At 61.7% G+C, this 16,827-nt stretch carries 23 protein-coding genes and 1 pseudogene; 11 read left to right on the forward strand and 13 right to left on the reverse strand.

The annotated features are described in order from the left end of the window. Window positions 1-263, forward strand: a 263-nt coding sequence (locus A2J01_RS36460) for a hypothetical protein (RefSeq protein WP_064113253.1), incomplete at its 5' end; no start/stop codon positions are given. 48 nt (window positions 264-311) lie between these two features. Here A2J01_RS36460 and A2J01_RS17955 read toward each other — a convergent pair. Further along, entirely contained in the window at window positions 312-998 is a 687-nt protein-coding gene (locus tag A2J01_RS17955; protein WP_003941581.1) for a GntR family transcriptional regulator, read from the reverse strand. A gap of 128 nt (window positions 999-1,126) precedes the next feature. Between A2J01_RS17955 and A2J01_RS17960 the strand changes: the two genes are divergently transcribed. Genes A2J01_RS17960 through A2J01_RS17970 form a run of 3 tightly spaced genes read left to right on the forward strand, consistent with a single transcriptional unit; the run spans window position 1,127 to window position 4,045 of the window. Beyond that, a complete protein-coding gene (locus tag A2J01_RS17960) occupies window positions 1,127-2,047 on the forward strand; it encodes a sulfurtransferase (protein ID WP_074447113.1) in 921 nt (306 codons plus the stop codon). A gap of 43 nt (window positions 2,048-2,090) precedes the next feature. After that, window positions 2,091-2,936 carry a hydroxyethylthiazole kinase gene (gene thiM / locus A2J01_RS17965; protein WP_042921939.1) on the forward strand — a complete coding sequence of 282 codons (846 nt, stop codon included), beginning with the start codon at window positions 2,091-2,093 and terminating at the stop codon, window positions 2,934-2,936. Next, the gene (locus tag A2J01_RS17970) at window positions 2,936-4,045 is read left to right on the forward strand and encodes an LLM class flavin-dependent oxidoreductase (protein ID WP_054781472.1); all 1,110 of its coding nucleotides are present in this window, start codon (window positions 2,936-2,938) and stop codon (window positions 4,043-4,045) included. The genes thiM and A2J01_RS17970 overlap by 1 nt, the downstream gene beginning before the upstream one ends. Here the strand turns inward: A2J01_RS17970 and A2J01_RS17975 are convergent. The 4 genes and pseudogenes from A2J01_RS17975 to A2J01_RS37210 form a co-directional block, all read right to left on the reverse strand. Then, the gene (locus A2J01_RS17975; protein ID WP_042921879.1) at window positions 4,038-4,388 is read right to left on the reverse strand and encodes an inorganic pyrophosphatase; all 351 of its coding nucleotides are present in this window, start codon (window positions 4,386-4,388) and stop codon (window positions 4,038-4,040) included. The genes A2J01_RS17970 and A2J01_RS17975 overlap by 8 nt on opposite strands. A gap of 2 nt (window positions 4,389-4,390) precedes the next feature. Further along, window positions 4,391-4,831: a helix-turn-helix domain-containing protein gene (locus A2J01_RS36910; RefSeq protein WP_331715326.1), complete on the reverse strand. Its 441-nt coding sequence runs from the start codon at window positions 4,829-4,831 to the stop codon at window positions 4,391-4,393. Continuing rightward, window positions 4,826-5,011: pseudogene (locus A2J01_RS37345) on the reverse strand (helix-turn-helix domain-containing protein); the annotation flags it as partial. The gene A2J01_RS36910 and the pseudogene A2J01_RS37345, both read right to left, overlap by 6 nt. 33 nt (window positions 5,012-5,044) lie before the next feature. Beyond that, entirely contained in the window at window positions 5,045-5,170 is a 126-nt protein-coding gene (locus A2J01_RS37210; RefSeq protein WP_269455323.1) for a hypothetical protein, read from the reverse strand. A gap of 56 nt (window positions 5,171-5,226) precedes the next feature. On the opposite strand from A2J01_RS37210, the gene A2J01_RS17985 reads away from it, so the two are divergent. Further along, window positions 5,227-5,619 (forward strand): VOC family protein, encoded by a 393-nt coding sequence (locus A2J01_RS17985; protein WP_003941628.1) that lies wholly within the window; start codon window positions 5,227-5,229, stop codon window positions 5,617-5,619. 72 nt (window positions 5,620-5,691) lie between these two features. Here A2J01_RS17985 and A2J01_RS17990 read toward each other — a convergent pair whose 3' ends face one another. From A2J01_RS17990 to A2J01_RS18010, 5 genes are all read right to left on the reverse strand, one after another. Further along, complete coding sequence (locus A2J01_RS17990) at window positions 5,692-6,735, reverse strand: alpha/beta hydrolase (RefSeq protein WP_172827113.1); 1,044 nt, start codon at window positions 6,733-6,735, stop codon at window positions 5,692-5,694. A gap of 151 nt (window positions 6,736-6,886) precedes the next feature. Then, window positions 6,887-7,225: a DUF3349 domain-containing protein gene (locus A2J01_RS17995; protein WP_007735437.1), complete on the reverse strand. Its 339-nt coding sequence runs from the start codon at window positions 7,223-7,225 to the stop codon at window positions 6,887-6,889. 11 nt (window positions 7,226-7,236) lie between these two features. Beyond that, window positions 7,237-7,563 carry a DUF3349 domain-containing protein gene (locus tag A2J01_RS18000; RefSeq protein ID WP_003941653.1) on the reverse strand — a complete coding sequence of 109 codons (327 nt, stop codon included), beginning with the start codon at window positions 7,561-7,563 and terminating at the stop codon, window positions 7,237-7,239. Between the two features lie 34 nt (window positions 7,564-7,597). Further along, a complete protein-coding gene (locus A2J01_RS18005; RefSeq protein ID WP_064113254.1) occupies window positions 7,598-7,879 on the reverse strand; it encodes a hypothetical protein in 282 nt (93 codons plus the stop codon). Between the two features lie 14 nt (window positions 7,880-7,893). After that, window positions 7,894-9,081: an inorganic phosphate transporter gene (locus A2J01_RS18010; protein WP_007735433.1), complete on the reverse strand. Its 1,188-nt coding sequence runs from the start codon at window positions 9,079-9,081 to the stop codon at window positions 7,894-7,896. Between the two features lie 187 nt (window positions 9,082-9,268). On the opposite strand from A2J01_RS18010, the gene A2J01_RS18015 reads away from it, so the two are divergent. From A2J01_RS18015 to A2J01_RS18025, 3 genes are all read left to right on the forward strand, one after another. Further along, complete coding sequence (locus A2J01_RS18015) at window positions 9,269-9,664, forward strand: PPOX class F420-dependent oxidoreductase (RefSeq protein ID WP_042445944.1); 396 nt, start codon at window positions 9,269-9,271, stop codon at window positions 9,662-9,664. A 96-nt stretch (window positions 9,665-9,760) separates the two neighbouring features. Beyond that, window positions 9,761-10,219 carry a DUF5994 family protein gene (locus A2J01_RS18020; RefSeq protein WP_042921868.1) on the forward strand — a complete coding sequence of 153 codons (459 nt, stop codon included), beginning with the start codon at window positions 9,761-9,763 and terminating at the stop codon, window positions 10,217-10,219. Between the two features lie 320 nt (window positions 10,220-10,539). Then, window positions 10,540-10,857, forward strand: a complete 318-nt coding sequence (locus A2J01_RS18025; protein WP_228232664.1) for a hypothetical protein — start codon at window positions 10,540-10,542, stop codon at window positions 10,855-10,857. Window positions 10,858-10,899: 42 nt separating this feature from the next. Here A2J01_RS18025 and A2J01_RS18030 read toward each other — a convergent pair whose 3' ends face one another. Further along, window positions 10,900-11,841 carry an alpha/beta fold hydrolase gene (locus A2J01_RS18030; protein ID WP_042445952.1) on the reverse strand — a complete coding sequence of 314 codons (942 nt, stop codon included), beginning with the start codon at window positions 11,839-11,841 and terminating at the stop codon, window positions 10,900-10,902. Window positions 11,842-11,951: 110 nt separating this feature from the next. On the opposite strand from A2J01_RS18030, the gene A2J01_RS18035 reads away from it, so the two are divergent. Continuing rightward, window positions 11,952-12,917 (forward strand): helix-turn-helix transcriptional regulator, encoded by a 966-nt coding sequence (locus tag A2J01_RS18035; protein WP_007735427.1) that lies wholly within the window; start codon window positions 11,952-11,954, stop codon window positions 12,915-12,917. A gap of 121 nt (window positions 12,918-13,038) precedes the next feature. Further along, entirely contained in the window at window positions 13,039-13,659 is a 621-nt protein-coding gene (locus A2J01_RS18040; protein WP_042445829.1) for a YdeI/OmpD-associated family protein, read from the forward strand. 143 nt (window positions 13,660-13,802) lie between these two features. Here the strand turns inward: A2J01_RS18040 and glnA are convergent, their stop codons facing one another. Continuing rightward, on the reverse strand, window positions 13,803-15,239 hold the full coding sequence (gene glnA / locus A2J01_RS18045) for a type I glutamate--ammonia ligase (protein WP_003941609.1): 1,437 nt from the start codon (window positions 15,237-15,239) through the stop codon (window positions 13,803-13,805). A 213-nt stretch (window positions 15,240-15,452) separates the two neighbouring features. Between glnA and A2J01_RS18050 the strand changes: the two genes are divergently transcribed. Next, complete coding sequence (locus tag A2J01_RS18050) at window positions 15,453-15,926, forward strand: hypothetical protein (RefSeq protein WP_064113255.1); 474 nt, start codon at window positions 15,453-15,455, stop codon at window positions 15,924-15,926. Window positions 15,927-15,999: 73 nt separating this feature from the next. Here A2J01_RS18050 and A2J01_RS18055 read toward each other — a convergent pair whose 3' ends face one another. Continuing rightward, a complete protein-coding gene (locus A2J01_RS18055) occupies window positions 16,000-16,755 on the reverse strand; it encodes a DUF4191 domain-containing protein (protein WP_003941625.1) in 756 nt (251 codons plus the stop codon). Between the last annotated feature and the right edge of the window lie 72 nt (window positions 16,756-16,827).

Raw genomic sequence — 16,827 nt, forward strand, 5'->3', positions numbered from 1 at the left:
TTGACAGTTCCTTGGCCAGGCGTGAACGTGGAAATGCGCTCGCGCTGTATGTATTTCGGATCACCTATCGCGGCGCGAGCGTCACGCTGACTGTTCGGGAGGGGTTCGTCGTCGACGAGTTCATTACTCTGTCCCGTAAGTCCGACCGGACGGCCGAAGACGAGTCACGGCTGACAGAGCTCAAGCAGGAGATGGCGGATCGAGTGATGTCGAGCCCGGCCGAGAGCGTGTACGACGTCGACACCGGCACGCTCCCCGTCTGAGCGACGGCGGCGCAGGCGTCGGCGTGCAGAAATCTGGGCTGTCTGAAGTCAGCGGCTGGCGAACATCCTTATTCGTTGGTCGCGGCTGCGCTCGAGATGGTTGCGCATGTGACCACGTGCGGACGATTCGTCCCGGGCGCGGATGGCGTTCAGGATCTCTTGATGCTCCGAATTGAGCAGGTCAGGTTCGCCGTAGTTCGACGGCGGGCCGCTGTCGTAGATTCGCAGTTGGGTGGTGAGGCGGATCAGCAATGAGGTGATCGTGGAATTGTGGGCGGCCTGCCAGAGGGCCTCGTGAAACTTGAAGTTTCCGGCACGAACCTCGGTGCCTTCTGTTGCAGTGCAGCAGAACTCGTGCAATCCGTCCAGGCGGGCAAGGTCGAGATCGCTGTGGCGGAGTGCGGCGGCGCCGGCGGCTTCCGATTCGAGGGCAACCCGCGCTGCGTAGATTTCGATGACGTCTTCGGGAGTGCCGGAGCGGACACGAAAACCGCGGGCGGCTCGTTCGAGTAGACCGTCGTGCGCGAGCCAGTTGAGTGCCTCGCGGATCGGGGTACGCGATGCGCCGTACGATTCGCACAATTGAGTCTCGTGCAGCGGAGAGCCCTGGGGGAACTTGCCGGCCAGGATGTCGGCTCGCAGGCGCAGGTACTGCCGCGAGGTCTGATCGGACCGGCCCAGCGCAGCCTCCGGCACCAGCAGATCGGTGGTGCTCGTATCGGCGTCGAGATCCATGTGTCCTCATTCCTGTGCATGCAAGTAGAGCGCGTTCGATTATGCCATCGGCGACGAGTGAGTACTTGCGTATACGCTAGTACTCATTTAGGTTCGTGCTTGTTCGTTTCCGAGGGAGAGGGTCTGAAGTGGCTGGAGAGACCGCGTCGCCGCTGGTGAGTGCTGCTGAACTCGACGCGATGCTGCGCGAGGGAGGCGTCGCTGTGCTCGACGCGACGGTTCATTTTCCTCCCGCGCGATTTGACGGCGACTATCGCCCGGAGTCCGGGTACGACGGCTGGGTTTCCTCGCACATCCCGGGTTCCCGACACGTCGACCTCATGGACGTCTTCTCCGAAAGGGAAGCGGCGCTGCATTTCACACGCCCGTCAACGGAGCAGTTGATTTCCGATCTCCAATCCAGTGGTATCGAACCGGGTGCGACAATCGTGATCTACGACCAGGGTTCGACCACTTGGGCATCACGGCTCTGGTGGGTGTTTCGCAACGCCGGCATCGAAGCAAGGGTCCTCGACGGTGGCCTCGCCGAATGGACTCGATGCGGCTTCGCCCTCGCGAGCGGCGACGACGTCACCCACACGTCGGCGTCGAAGCGTTGGAGTGTGACGGACCTTGGCCTGTGGGTCGATCTACCTCGCGTTGCCTCACTGTCCTCAGGAGAAGGAGCCGGAACGCTGGTGTGCGCGCTGGCGCCTGAGCAGTACGAGGGAACGGAGAAGACGCGATATTCGCGACGCGGACATATTCCGTCAAGTGTGAATCTGTCTGCGAAGGGTCTTCTCGACGCCGATGCCCGGATGCTTCCGGCGGACGATGTTCGGTCGAAATCTGCTGACGTTCTACCAGCCGTCGCTGAACCTGTCGTGATCTATTGCGGCGGTGGAGTTTCGGCGTGCCTGACAGCACTCGCACTGATCCGCGGCGGCTATGAGGACGTCAAGGTCTATGACGGCTCGTTGGAGGAATGGACTGCAGATCCGACTTTGCCGATGGTTGTCGGCGGTGAGCCCGGCGGCGCGCTTGCGGATGTTCGATGTCCGCGGTCCTGAATCGCCGCAGTCCTCAATTACCTCCCGTCCTGAAGGAATTCTCATGTCTGACACTGTCTCTGTCGAAACCGTCGCGTCGGCGATCGACGCACTCCGCGATCAGGTACCGCTCGTCCAGTCGCTGACCAACATCGTTTCTGCGAACTTCTTGACCAATGTTCTGCTCGCCGCCGGCGCAAGCAACGCTCACATCGACAACGTCCACGAAGCGGGTGGGTTCGCTGCCATCGCCGGGGGAGTGCTCGTCAACCTCGGAACGCCGGACGACGGGACAGCCGAAGCCTTCCTGATAGCAGCAGAAGCGGCCCGAACTGCCAGTACGCCATGGGTTTTGGATCCCGTCGGTGTCGGCGGACTACCCTGGCGGAGCGGTATCGCTGTGGATCTGCTGCGCTTTCACCCCAGCGCAATCCGGGGGAATGCGTCGGAGATCATCGCGCTTGCGGGACTCGGCGGTGACACCCGCGGCGTCGACAGTGCCTCCGACTCCGCCGACGCAGTGCCCGCCGCTCTGTCACTCTTGAAGCATGCGGATGCCGTGTCGGCATCCGGACCGGTCGACTACATCGTCGGCCGCGATGCGGGCGGTGACACCCGGGGCATCCGAGTCTCCGGTGGCAGCGCACTGTTGCCGCGCGTGACCAGTACCGGTTGCTCTCTGGGCGGTCTTGTCGCCGCCTACCTCGCCGTCACGTCGACCGCGCTGGACGGATTGGTTGCCGCGCACACGCATGTTGCCGTGGCATCGGAGATCGCCGAGGAAAATGCCTCGGGCCCCGGTTCTTTCGCGGTCGCATACCTCGATGCGCTCTACAGCGTGAATGCGGACACCATCCGCTCACGTGCCCGAATCGAATCGTTCGACCTGCCGGCTGGAGTGCAGAACTGATGGGCATCAAGACATTCTGGTATCTCACCCAGGCCGACGGGGACTACCCGTGGAGCCCCGGTGGGCTGTTCCCCGTGGACGGGGCCAGGCAGATCGAGCTCGCGAAGACCATCGACGACGGCGGATTCGAAGGTGCGCTTGTTGCCACCTGGCCGAACGATCCGTTCATCTCGGCGACGTGGGCGGCAGCGCACACCACGCGCATGAAGTTCCTCGTCGCCGTCTACGCGAACATGACGCCGGCGCGACTGCTGGCGGAGAAGGCATTGACTTTCGACGCCTTCAGCGGCGGCCGACTGTTGATCAACTCGGTCAACGGACGCGAGAACATCCTGACCAAGTACGACATGAACGTGCCCCACGACGAGCGTTACGAGTTGGGGGAGCAGTACTGGGCGGACTTCCGCCGCATCTACGCCGAAGGCACGGAGTCGAACTTTCCCAACACACCACTGCGTATCGATGCGCCCGCTGGGCATCAGGTTCCGCTGTGGGGTACCGGTGATTCGCCTGTAGGCCTGGCGAATTCAGGCAAGGTGCTCGACACCTACTTGGCGATGTTGCGCGAGACTTCGTTCATCGAAGACAAATTCTCTGCCGCACGGGCGGCGGCGGAGGCAGCCGGGCGCGAGTTCACCGACTTCGGTGCGCTCACCGGTGTGATCGTTCGCCCCACCAAGGCGCAGGCGCACGACCGGTTCCGTTCGTTGTTCGAGAAGACGGGCGTCGAGCAGATCGCTCATGTCTTGGACAACGCAGTGCGTCGTCGTACTCAGGGGAAGCAAGACCTCAAGACCTTCACCGCCCGCGACGCTCAGCGGCAGGGTTGGGCGGACAAGATTGCCTCCGGCCGACTTCCGGAACCGGAGGAGTTGTACGTCGGTGACGGGCTGTACGCGGGTATCACGGCGTGGTCACCCCTCGACATCTTCGGCACCGGGTCATCGGCCGTGTACTACGTCGGCGATCCGGATTCGATCACGGACTCGGTACGCACGCTTCGCAGCCGAACCGGTTTGACTGCACTGATCCTGGCAGGTTGGCCTCTGATCGAGGAAGCGAAGTGGGTTGCGGAGCATCTTGTTCCGCGATTCGACGAACTCAGCTGACGGCGCGCCGCAAGACAGTGGCACCGAGACCTAGAACGTCGCGGAGAAATGCTGTGGCAGTGTCGATTTCAGACGCAGTACATTCGAGAAGGATCTTGACTTCCACGTCCTTCTTGACGATGTCGGCAACAACGGCCACGGCGACAACACCGTTGCCGACGGCCGAGCCTCGGAACAGATCGATCCCGTCGCCGTCCGCGCTGACCGTGCCGTCGAGATAGCCGTAGTCGAGCGGATAGATCGCATCGGGGTACCGCGGGTGTGCCGACCCTCGGGGGCGATCGATCACGACAGCTGACGTGGCAGCCAGGTGATCGAGGGCGGCGAACAGATCTTCGCTCATCGTTACCGGTGCTCGCGCAGTAGCTGAGTCGGTGTCAGACCTGCCAGTGCACGCGTATCGCGTGCGAGGTGGGCTTGGTCGGCGTAGCCGGCGCGACCGGCCAGCGACGACAGCGTGAGTTTTGCGCCGCGGCTGAGAGTCAACACGTCCTGCATTCGTTGCACCTTCTGAATCAGTTTGGGGGACAGCCCGACCGCTGACGTGATCGATCGTCTGAAATGACGTTCGGAAACACCGAGGTCTGCAGCAATCTCTCGTATCGGCGTGGAAGGGGAGGAGATGAGCGCGGAGTAACCACGCTCGATTCCGTGGTCGGGTTCCAGTCCGCGCCACAACTGGCCCAGTAGGTGAGCGTCGACTGCCTCGTGGCTCAGGGCGTCGGCAAGTACCCGCGCTTGTCTGGAAGTGAGGATGTCGTCGAAGGCGATCTTCGAATCCTGCACCGCGTCGGCAGCTGTGCCGAGCAGGCTCCGCAGAGCCGGTGGATTGATCCGGATGCCCCACATGGTTGTACCGGCGGCGACCGAAACCAGATCGGCACCGGTGGCAGGTCCGACGAGCCACGACTTTCCGGTGCTGTCGACGATGAAGTCGGCGCAGAGATCGGGAAGAATCCGCTTTGCTTCCGTGGGCGTATGGGCTTCGCTGGTGCTTTTCTACGTGCAACTGAAGAGGCCGGCCGAACCGGTGATCCGAGTCTCGACATAGGTGTGGCCGTTTTGTTCAAGACTCGACGCTACCGTCCGACTACCGTCGAGAGCGAGGGTGTCAGTGCCGGTCATCAGATCATCGTCACACACTCGCCGATCACTTCTCGACCCGAAACAGGAGAAATACCGTGTCCGTCTCTCCGAGACTCGATCTCGTCGGAATCGTCACCAACGATCTCGCGCGTTCCCTCGCGTTCTACCGAACCCTCGGGCTCGACATTCCGGAAACACCCGCTGACGCTCCGCATGTGGAGTTCACTTTCGACGGTGGGCTTCGGCTGGCCTGGGACGCGCTGTCCACCATCGCGAGCTTCGATCCGGACTTCGCTGTCGGGGAAGGTCGACACCCCGTCGCTTTGGCCTTCGATTTCGGGACTCCCGCCGCAGTAGACGAGGCGTATCAGCGCATGACAGCCGACTTCCCCGGGCACAAGGCGCCCTTCGACGCCGTATGGGGGCAGCGTTACGCCGTTCTTCTCGATCCCGACGGCAATACCGTGGATCTCTTTGCCGCGCTCTGAATTCGAACGACGCAGGCCCCGAACGAATATCGGTCGGGGCCTGCGGTTGTCGGTGATCGAGTCGTTGTCAGTTCACCAAGCGTTCAGGGTGTCGAGGATCTGGCCTCGGGCCTTCCACAGTTCTGCACCCCAGTACGGCCACGAATGAGTGCCGTTGGCCGGGAAGCTGTACGTTGCCGGAATTCCCAGGGAGTTCATGCGCAGTTGGAATGCCCGTGAGTTCATCAAGGCAAGGGCCTCGAGCCCGATGGCACTACCGGTATTCACGAAGTCGACGGGCCGACGCGGTTGATCGAACTGCCCGGGCAGGCCGCTCGCAGCGGATATGTACAGCGAGAGCCCAGCCAGTTCGGGTGCAAACACGAAGGGATCGTTGCGGAGCCAAGCGGGGTTCCACGGCGGTCCCCACATTGCATCGACATTGAAGGACCCGGCGCTGACCATGGCCACCCGGATCGCCTCACGCATGCCTGGAGCTGAGATGTTGAGGTATCCCGAGAGCGAACCGGCGAACTTGAACTGATCGCGGTGGTAGGCGGCTAGCGTCAGTGCCGCGCTGCCACCCATGGACAGTCCGAGCACGCCGTTGTTGGTTCGGGAGACGCCGCGCGATTCCAGATAGGCGGGAAGTTCCTGGGTGAGGAAGGTTTCCCATTTGTACGTGACCGGCTGGCGATTCAAATTGCTGTTCGCATACCAGTCGGAGTAAAAGCTGGACTGCCCGCCGACCGGCATGACCAGGGTGACGTTGTCGCCGCGATACTGCTCGAGAGCGTTGGTCTCGAAACTCCATGCGTTTCGGTCGTCGCGTGCTCGTAGGCCATCGAGAAGATAGAGCGCCGCGTTGCCGCCGCGCGAAGCCCACTGGATCTGAACCTTGATCGGTCCCATCGACGAGTCTACGAACACTTCCTCGTAGCCACCGGCCGGGGCGGTACGCGCGGGCGCTGCGGTCGCTACCGATCCGCTGATCAGGCCTGCGGTCAGGGGGAGTGCGAGTGCTGTCGCTGCGAGGCCCAGGATCCGACGCTTGATTCGTTTCGAAATACGGTTTCTCGAAAGATCCGGGTTCGAAATATCTGGGTTCTTCGCCAAATCTGTGTGAGCCTCGTGCATGTATCACTCCCGCCCCAAAGGTGCTTGCACACCGAAATCCGACCGAGCCCCCCGAGGCGCGGAATTCCTTATGACACTAAGTGGTCTGTATTGACCTCGACGGCACCGTTACCGGTTCGTTATCAAACTGGTCCGATTTACCGTAATGCCGTCAGGCGTCGTCGACCGGAGGTTGTGCCACGATTTGCCAACCTCCACGAATCAGGTGTTCACGTACCCGAGCGACGTCCGATTCGTGCGGAATATCGTCGGTGACCTTGGTGATGAGGACGCCGATGTCGATCGGATCGACCGAACCGGGAAAGTCGATCGGATCGACCGGAAGCGGAAAGCCGGCGACGAGATCGTCAGCAAGAACGGCGATCTCGTCGTCGGACAGTTGTCGCCGGAGCAGGGCCATCAAAGGGACGTAGTCCTGCTCCGGCACACCGTTCGGATACCCGGCACGCAGCCAGCCGAGTATCGAAGCCAGAAGTGGTGGAAGACTCAACGAATCGAGCTTCAGTGGTTGTCGAGATCAGCGAGGGGCCACCCGGCGGCAGCAAGGACGGAGGCAACGCGCGCGATGTCCTCGTCCGAGGGAGTCTGGCTCGTCAGATCGGCGATCTGAGCGCTGATCTCGTCGCTCGAGATCACCTGGTCGCTGTTGACGTCGCTCAGTTCTGCGAGTGCAGCGCCGATGGCAATGTCTCGAATTTGCGCGTCCGAGAGTTTGCGTCGTAGCAATGCGACCAGCGGAATGCGGTCCTTGGGCGGTATGCCTTCGGGGTAGCCGGCGCGAAGCCAGTCAAGAATGGATTGAGGAAGGGATGGAGTCGGTGCAGTCACGGTGATGTCTTTCCGCTCGTGAGGGCGCACGGGATCAGAAGATCTCGATGCCGAATGTGTGGCTGAGGAAGCCCTGCATGATGAAGAGGATTCCGGTGACGATCGCGATGAGCACGACCGCGAAGCACACCACTGCGCCTGCCACGGCCAACGGACTGCGAGCCACGACGGCAGTGCTCCCGCCGCCACTGCCACGTTGTCCGGCGTCGAGCGACTTCAGGCCGATTGCGAAGATCGCCGGTAGTCCGGCGCCCAGCAGGAGGCCGACCAGTACGACCTGCCAGAGCGAGTCGACGGTGTTTTTCAAGATATCCATGTCGATTCCCTCTTTCAGGCTTTGGCGTCGGTGGTGACGCGGGCGTCCGGACCGGGGACCTCTGCAGGCACCAGGCCGCCGTCCCACTCGGCGTTGACGTTGCTCGGATCGATGGGCTCCTTGCGGGAGCGCAGGTACATCCAGCCGGCCAACGCGATGAGCACGGCGAAGACGACCAGGACACCGGGCAGGCCGCCGACGATGTCGGCCAGTCCCCAGCACAGAGCGCCGACGATTGCAGCGGACGGAAGAGTGATCAACCAGGCGACCGCCATACGTCCGGCTACGCCCCAACGAACTTCGGCGCCCTTGCGTCCCAGACCGGTTCCCATGATGGAACCCGTCGCCACATGGGTGGTGGAGAGCGGAAGGCCGAGGTGGCTGGAGGTGAGAATGATTGCAGCAGAGGATGCTTCGGCTGCCATGCCTTGTGGTGCGGCAATCTCGACAAGTCCCTTGCCGAGAGTGCGGATGACTCGCCAACCGCCGAGGTAGGTTCCGGCAGCGATCGCGAGCGCACAGGTGAGCTTGACCCAGAACGGCATGTCCGCGTCGGCGGAAATGGTTCCGTGGGCGACCAGGGCGAGGAAGATGACGCCCATGGTCTTCTGAGCGTCGTTGGTGCCGTGTGCGAGGGAAACGAGTGAAGCCGAACCGATCTGGCCGAGTCGGAAACCTTTGTCCTTGGTTTCTTCTCCGACGTTGGAGGTGATGCGGTAGATGAGCCAGGTGCCGGCCGCGGCAACCAAGCCGGCCACGACGGGAGCGAGAACTGCGGGGATGACAACCTTGCTGAGGACGCCGCTCCAGGCGACACCGCTCATGCCGAGGGACGCGATGGCGGCGCCGATCAGGCCGCCGAACAGTGCGTGTGAGGAACTCGAGGGGATGCCGAGCAACCACGTTGCCAGGTTCCAGATGATGCCGCCGACAAGGCCGGCGAAGACGATGGTGAGCAGCGCTTGGCCACCCACATTTCCGAGGTTCACCACGCCCTTGGCCACGGTGGCAGCAACCTCAACCGAGAGGAAAGCTCCGACCAGGTTCAAGGAAGCAGACAGAGCGACTGCCACCTTGGGCTTGAGGGCGCCGGTTGCAATCGACGTGGCCATAGCGTTGCCAGTGTCATGAAAACCGTTGGTGAAGTCGAACCCCAGAGCGGTTACGACGACGACGAGGAGAACGATGAGTTCCGCATTCACGAGAAGTCATGTTCCAACACCTCCGGGCCTCAAATCGACCTCAGACGTGGTCGTTCCGCGACATTTCCACCACTCGGCACCTGTTGTTCACCTTCGTCCGGATAATTGTCCGTTTTGAAACTCCTGGGGTAGAGAAAATTCATTCGCGTGCATGGTCGTGGAGGTTGTGGAGGCATACGCTCGTTTCATGTCCCTGGGCGAAGAGAAGACGATCTCGGTCACCACATTCCGTAAGAGCGGTGACGGCGTAGCCACGCCGACGTGGGTCGTGCCTCTGCCTGACGGACGTATCGGCTTCTGGACTTCCTCGAAGTCGGGTAAGGCCAAGCGTCTGCGGAACAACCCACGCGTCACCGTGGTGCCGTGCAACAACCGCGGAAAGGTTGCCGACGGTGCGTCGCCGGTCACCGGGACCGCTCAGTTGGTGAGCGGTGGAGCTGAATTCGACGAGATCCGCAGCAAAGTCAAAGCGAAATACGGTGTGATGGTGCCTATTTCGAAATTCTTCAACACCCTTGGTCACATCGGTAATGGTCCGTTCCCGTACGGCGACACCGGCGTGATCATTTCCGTCGATGCGTAGTCGGGATTGCGTAGCGGAGTAGTCTGAAGGTATGGAACCCACGACCGGGCACCTCTGCCTGACGGTTCCACGAATCCTCCGTCAAGGAGCCTCGTCATGGCGCACATCAGCACTCTCGACTATGCAATGGAAGCGCCGCAGCGCCATGTCGGGCAACCTTTCCCGTCGCCGACGCGGACTCCGCGATTCCTGCTTCGTGGGCAAGGTGCCGTCAAGGCATCGGTTGACGGCGCGTGGTTCCCGTGGACCACGAACGTCACGGCGGAGCTTCACGATCTGATATCCGCACTTTCGCTGAGGTTGGGGCCGATCGCGCGGGTTGCGTTCGACTGGAACACGATCAGCAGCGCGCAGCGTCGTATCGACGAGGTCGACGGACTGGAAGTGCGGGGTCCGTACCCTGGCCAGCCCCACGATTTGATGTATCTCGACGATATCTATGGTCGTCAACTCGTTTTGATGATGATTCCGCCGTACACGGATCCGGACCGCGCGTACGAGGTCATGCGGCGGTTGGTGGATCCTGTCCGCAGCGAAACCTATCGGGTGCAGTGAGATCTTTCTGACGTGCGGGGGTCGAATCTCGCGATTCCTGAACATGCGTCCAGTTTGTCTGGTTTGATGGTTCTCGTAACCACGATCTCAGGCGCATTCCTTCAGGTCAGCGCTTGGGCGCGGCAGCTTGACTCCCTGCCGTGTCGTCGGTCCGGCATGTCCACCACCCTCCCACTGTGCGTGAGCGCCGGACCAGAGGAAGCCCCGCCCTCCCCACGGGGGTGGGGCTTCTACTCTGTTCGGGCTGAGCGGCGTTCGCATCGCCGAATCCGCCCGCTTGTTCGGCAGTTCGGGACGCCCTGGCCCGTAGCATCGCCACCGTGAACATTTCCCTACTCGGTGCGGCTGGGCTTCAGGACTGCGCCGACAGTGGAATGGACTGCATGGACGGATTCGAAGCATTCTTTCTTCTGTACGGCGGCGGATTCATTCTCGCCTTGATTTGGCTTTCCCTGTGTCTTGTCGGAACGGCCGATGTGGTTTCTGTGTCCGGGCGAGTCGGTGTGTGGCGCGCTGTCGCCTTCTCTGTCGGGATTTGGCTTGTGCCCATCGTCGGGTTGAGTGCATGGTTTGTTTACCGCCGCTCTCGCCAAATCTCGAAGACGGTCGGTCCGGATCAAGCCCCCTACTGGACTTGAATGAGACTGACATTTTCACTGAGACCGCACCTAGCCTTGAAACTATGTGGCATCCTGCCGTTCCAGCCAGTTCAAGATCGCTTGGTTGGTCTCTTCGGGTCTTTCTTGTTGGATCCAGTGACCGCAATCGAGATTGACTACTTCCACATTGGGCACGAACTCTGTCAGGTTCTCAGCTCTCGCGATCGCGTCACGGTCCCCGTAGATCATGAGTGTGGGCTGTTGGATGATCGGGTCCACCTCCGCCAGCAGATGCCAGTTGCGGTCAAGGTTCCTGTACCAGTTCACACTGCCCGTGAATCCTGTCGATTCGAAGGCGGAGACGAAAACGGCCAATTCTCTATCGCTCATCAGGGGCTCACCGAGTGGTGTCTCTGCTTTGGCGAGATCGATCAGCGCCATACCCGGCTGAGGTTCCCTGAGGGGTTCGTTCTTCCGGTACAGGTTGCGGAGGAACCGGAAGGTGTTGTCTTCGAACACCGCGTCCGCGACGCCCGGCTGTCGATTGAAATGGACGAAGTAGAAATCACCGCCAAGCACGGCTTCCATGAACTCAATCCACGGCTGCTCTCCGCGATCCTGGTAGGGCAGGCTCAGGTTGATCACTTTGTTTACCCGGTCCGGGTGCAACAGGGTAAGGCCCCACACGACAAAGGCACCCCAATCGTGACCGACAAAGGTGGCATCGTCGTAGCCGTAGTGATCGAGAAGTGCGATGAGATCACCCGCCAAATGTTCGATGTCATAGTCCGTCACTTCGGTCGGACGTGACGAATTGCCGTAGCCGCGTTGGTTCGGGACGATGACGTGGTAGCCCGCCTCGACAAGGGCGGGCACCTGGTATCGCCAGGAATAGGCGTGCTCTGGCCATCCGTGACACAACACGATGGGTTTCCCGGCATTGTGTCGCCCTGCTTCGAAGACTTCGAGTTCCACGCCGTTCACTGGGATGAGGACGGGCCTGGGGAAGTCGGATGGATTCACGGATGCTCCTTTGAGTCGAGTACCGATCTCGTGTCTGGATCGACCGGTTGCTCCGACGATAGGGAGCATCGTGGACACATAAAGTCCTAGATCGCTGGCAATCTGAAGAAATGCGGAACGATCCCACAGGCCGAGCACTGCAACTGCTCTCGCTCCTTCAGACTCATCGCTTCTGGCACTGTGCCGAACTTGCCGCACGACTCGATGTCACGCAGCGGACGGTGCGCCGCGACATCGATCGCCTACGCGACCTCGGCTATCCGGTCGATTCCACGTCCGGAAAATACGGGGGCTACCGACTTGCAACGGGGGCGCACGTGCCGCCCCTGATCCTCGACGATGACGAGTCCGTGGCGGTAGCCGTCGGACTGCGCTACGCCGCCGAGGCCGCCATCGGAGGCATCGAAGAAACGGCGCTGCGCGCGCTGACGAAGATCGAAACACTCCTGCCCCATCGACTACGCCGACGTGTGTCGGCACTGCATTCGAGCGTCAGTTCCATGCGGCGGGCAAATGACGACATCGTCGATCCCGAAGCACTCAGTGTGCTCGCTGCGGCATGTCGCGACCACGAGCACGTTCGTTTCGACTATCGGCGAGGTGATGGCGAGAGCAGCAGACGACTCGTCGAGTCGCACCGCCTTGTCACGGCGGGGCGTCGTTGGTATCTCGTAGCATGGGACCACCATCGTTCGGATTGGCGAACATTTCGACTGGACCGGCTCTCGGAGCCCTGGCTGGCAGGCAGTCATTTCACGCCACGCGAGATCCCGGGCGGTGACGCGGCAGGCTTCGTCGCGAGATCAGTTGGCTCGCCACCCCGTCACCACGATGCAAAACTCGCCATCGAAGCTACGTTCGCCGACCTCGAGGGCGTACTCAGATGGATTGACCACACACCGATCGAGGTGGCAGCGGACCGCTGCCTTGTCGAGATCCGCAGCGAAGATCTCGGCAGGCTCGCCATGACGGTTGCGCGCATTGCGCTCACCGCCCCAGTGGTCGTCATCGAACCAACCGAGCTTGCCGACACCGTCAGTCGGCTCGCCCTTCACCTCAGGGTCTCGCCACCATGACAGTCAGAAGAGGATTGCGCGACAAGACCATTCACGTCCAAGTTGCCGCGGGGACGTGTTCCCTGCGCAGGCCCCTCGTCTATCGAGACACGTATCCGATTCCCTCTAGGCTGGAGAGTAAGTGACCGATTCGAAATCATCGCCGCCGGCTTCCGTCCACCCTCAGACGTGGAAGTTCGACTACCCGATCATCCACGCCGAGACTCGCGAACAGTGGCGAACTTGGTTGACGGACAATCACACGTCAGGCCGCGGAGTGTGGTTGTGCTCCTGGCGCACCACCACCAGCCGACCACGCTGCCCCTACCCTCAGGCCGTTGAGGAAGCGATCTGCTTTGGGTGGATCGATTCCACCAACACCGTCTTCGACGAAGAGCGCAATTTGCAACTGTTCACACCGCGGAGACGCAAGAGTTCCTGGACCCGACTCAACCGCGAACGCGCAGCTGATATGGAGGCGCGTGGCCTCATGACCGCTGCTGGTCGTGGTGCCATTGCTGCCGCGAAATCCACTGGTTGGTGGACGATTCTCGACCAAGTCGAAGACCTCGAGGAACCATCTGACTTGCAGGCGGCGCTGGACCTGGACACGCAAGCGCGAAGCAACTGGGACAGTTTTCCGCCCAGCGCCCGCAAACAGATGCTGTGGTGGATCGTCAGTGCCGCTCGAGACGCAACACGGGCAGGTCGAATCGCCCATATCGTCAACAATGCGGCCATCGGTCAACGTGCCCGCGGCTGATCCGCGATTCGACCGCGTCCGGTATGAAGGCCGGTCATCATCTGTCCGAGGGGTTTCCCTCGGACGAAACAAGTCCACCCGCCCCGCAGAAGCGGGACGGGTGGACTCGGTACTCGCAGGTCTGACTTACGTCAGGATGCGGATCACACGTCGTAGTAGAGCTCGAACTCGTACGGGTGCGGACGCAGGTTGACCGGAGCGATTTCCTGCTCGCGCTTGAGCGAGATCCAGGTCTCGATCAGGTCGGTGGTGAAGACGCCACCCTCGGTCAGGTACTCGTGATCGGCCTCGAGGCGGTTGATGACCGTCTCGAGGCTGGTCGGAGCCTGCGGGATGTTGCGAGCCTCCTCCGGGGGAAGCTCGTAGAGGTCCTTGTCGACCGGAGCCATCGGCTCGATCTTGTTCTTGATGCCGTCCAGGCCGGCCATCATCTGTGCAGCGAAGTTGAGGTACGGGTTACCCGAGGAGTCGGGTGCGCGGAACTCGAGACGCTTTGCCTTCGGGTTGTTGCCCGTGATCGGGATACGGACAGCTGCCGAGCGGTTGCGCTGGCTGTACACGAGGTTGATGGGGGCTTCGTAGCCCGGCACCAGACGGTGGTACGAGTTGATCGTCGGGTTGGTGAAGGCCAACAGCGACGGAGCGTGGTGCAGGATGCCGCCGATGTAGTGGCGAGCCATGTCCGAGAGGCCCGCGTAGCCGGACTCGTCGTGGAAGAGGGGCTTGCCGTCCTTCCACAGGGACTGGTGGACGTGCATGCCCGAGCCGTTGTCACCGAAGAGCGGCTTCGGCATGAAGGTTGCGGACTTGCCGTGCTGCCAGCAGGTGTTCTTGACGATGTACTTGAACAGCTGCAGGTCGTCGGCCGCTGCGAGCAGCGTGTTGAACTTGTAGTTGATCTCCTGCTGTCCGCCGGTGCCGACCTCGTGGTGGCCGCGCTCGAGCTCGAAGCCTGCGTTGGTCAGGTTGGTGGAGATTTCGTCGCGCAGGTCCACGTAGTGGTCGTACGGAGCGACGGGGAAGTAGCCACCCTTGGCGCGAACCTTGTAACCGAGGTTGGGGGAGCCGTCGGCGTTGGTCTCTGCGCCGGTGTTCCAGGAACCGGAGATGGAATCCAATTCGTAGAAAGCGGAGTTCATGCCGGAGTCGTAGCGAACCGAGTCGAAGATGTAGAACTCGGCCTCGGCGCCGAAGAATGCGGTGTCCGCGATGCCGGTGCTGACCAAGTACTCCTCGGCCTTGCGGGCAACGTTGCGCGGGTCGCGGCTGTAGGACTCACGAGTGAACGGGTCGTGCACGAAGAAGTTGATGTTGAGGGTCTTCGCCTTGCGGAAGGGGTCGATCTGCGCCGTGGTGACGTCGGGAAGCAACATCATGTCGGACTCGTGGATCGACTGGAATCCGCGGACCGAAGATCCGTCGAATGCGAGGCCGTCCTCGAACACGTCCTGGTTGAAAGCAGACGCCGGGATCGAGAAGTGCTGCTGGACGCCGGGCAGGTCGCTGAACCGAATGTCGACGTACTCGATGTTCTCGTCCGCGATGTACTTGATGACCTCTTCGGCCGTGGTGAACGCCACGCTTGTGCTCCTTAAGTCGCTTCAGCCAAGTGATGTCGGTTGAATCCGTCGAGGCAGACGGTAGGGAGCTGGTGTTGCCCGCTCGTCAACCCTTTGTTTCGGCAGTGTTACGCGTCGCAGCATCCTGGGGATTTCCGAAGTCCATGTGACCGGCCACACAGTTAAAACCCGGCAAATCTGGACTACGGTGCTGCGACGCCTATCCTGGACAGCATGGCACGTATCACCGGAACTTGGCTCTCTGGGCCGCAAGCAGCTTTGCCGAAGAGCGCGGACGGCCGTGAGCAGTCGTACCGTGGCGAGCTCCTCGGTTTCCCTCAGGAGGGTCCGGGTTCGCTGGTCGGTTCGGGCCGTCGTATCGCGGCACTGTTGGTGGATTGGGTGATGGCTGTGGGAGTGGCCTCGCTCATCACCGGCGACTTCTTCGACGGTATGACCTCGACTGTCACGCTGATGGTGTGGTTCGCAGTCGGCGTCGTCACGGTGGCGCTGTTCAACTTCTCCCCTGGGCAGTTCGTCCTCGGACTTCAGGTTGCGCGAATCGAAGGCCCGATCCGAGTGGGCTTCGTGCGCGCGCTCGGGCGTCAGGCGCTGCTTGTGTTCGTCATTCCCGCGACCATCACCGACATCGACGGTCGCGGTATGCAGGACCGCGCGACCGGCACTTTGCTCGTGAAATCGCGCTGACACAAATCTCTCGAAGTAAAGAAAGACCCGGGTCCGTGTGGGCCCGGGTCTTTCGTTTTGCTGTGGGGGAGTGTCAGCGACGACGAATGGTCCGCTGCATTCCCTTCATCTTCGCGCCTCCGGGCATCGGTCCCTTGGGAAGCGCTGCTCCGCCGCCGCGTGCGCTGAGCGCAGCGAGGCGACCTTCGATGTTGTCCATGCGCTTGGTGTCGATGTTGCGGGGCAACTTGTTCAAGTAGCGCTGGAGCTGCGAGAGCGGAACCTGGCCCTCGTCGTTGCCGATGATGATGTCGTAGATCGGGGTGTCGCCGATGAGGCGGGCGGTCTTCTTCTTCTCCTGCGCGAGGAGGCCCTTGACGCGTTGCGGCGAACCCTCGGCGACGAGGATGACACCCGGCCGTCCGACGACGCGGTGAACGGCGTCGAGTTGGGTAGTGCCGGCGACGGCATTCGTGACGCGCCACGCACCCTGCATGTTGTCGAGCGCCCACGCAGCGGCACCGGCCTGACCTTCAGCCTTCTTGTACACCGATTTCTGGACGCGACGACCGAAGATGATGAAGGCGCCGAGGAGACCGAGAACGATGCCGATCGGCAGCAGGAACCACTGAAGGCCCCAGATGAGGCCGACCAGGAAGAAGACCAGAGCTGCACCGACGAGAGTGCCGATCATCAGCGGAAGGAGGAGCTTGTCGTCCTTGCGCTGCATCTGGAATGCCTGCCAGAGCTGAGTTCTACGTTCCTTGGAAGCCTGCTTGCGGGCAGCCTTCGCTGCAGCCTTTGCCTCTTTGGTGGGTTTGCCCTTACCGGATTTGCTGCCGTTCGCCATGTACCCAGGATACGTCCATTGCTGTGCGCCTTTACTAACCGCCCGCGGTTAATAAAGGCGCACAGCAAAAAG

The organism is Rhodococcus sp. EPR-134, from assembly GCF_001647205.1.
Classification (GTDB): domain Bacteria; phylum Actinomycetota; class Actinomycetes; order Mycobacteriales; family Mycobacteriaceae; genus Rhodococcus_F; species Rhodococcus_F qingshengii.

Excerpts from the sequence above, each read along its gene's own strand:
- A2J01_RS18020 (WP_042921868.1), top strand. The coding sequence starts at position 9,761 with ATGGCGCACATCAGCACTCTCGACTATGCAATGGAAGCGCCGCAGCGC.
- A2J01_RS17955 (WP_003941581.1), bottom strand. The coding sequence starts at position 998 with ATGGATCTCGACGCCGATACGAGCACCACCGATCTGCTGGTGCCGGAG.
- A2J01_RS18035 (WP_007735427.1), top strand. The coding sequence starts at position 11,952 with ATGCGGAACGATCCCACAGGCCGAGCACTGCAACTGCTCTCGCTCCTT.
- A2J01_RS17975 (WP_042921879.1), bottom strand. The coding sequence starts at position 4,388 with ATGAGCGAAGATCTGTTCGCCGCCCTCGATCACCTGGCTGCCACGTCA.
- A2J01_RS17970 (WP_054781472.1), top strand. The coding sequence starts at position 2,936 with ATGGGCATCAAGACATTCTGGTATCTCACCCAGGCCGACGGGGACTAC.
- A2J01_RS18050 (WP_064113255.1), top strand. The coding sequence starts at position 15,453 with ATGGCACGTATCACCGGAACTTGGCTCTCTGGGCCGCAAGCAGCTTTG.
- A2J01_RS17990 (WP_172827113.1), bottom strand. The coding sequence starts at position 6,735 with ATGCACGAGGCTCACACAGATTTGGCGAAGAACCCAGATATTTCGAAC.
- A2J01_RS18005 (WP_064113254.1), bottom strand. The coding sequence starts at position 7,879 with ATGGATATCTTGAAAAACACCGTCGACTCGCTCTGGCAGGTCGTACTG.
- A2J01_RS37210 (WP_269455323.1), bottom strand. The coding sequence starts at position 5,170 with ATGACCGGCACTGACACCCTCGCTCTCGACGGTAGTCGGACGGTAGCG.
- A2J01_RS18015 (WP_042445944.1), top strand. The coding sequence starts at position 9,269 with ATGTCCCTGGGCGAAGAGAAGACGATCTCGGTCACCACATTCCGTAAG.
- A2J01_RS18055 (WP_003941625.1), bottom strand. The coding sequence starts at position 16,755 with ATGGCGAACGGCAGCAAATCCGGTAAGGGCAAACCCACCAAAGAGGCA.
- thiM (WP_042921939.1), top strand. The coding sequence starts at position 2,091 with ATGTCTGACACTGTCTCTGTCGAAACCGTCGCGTCGGCGATCGACGCA.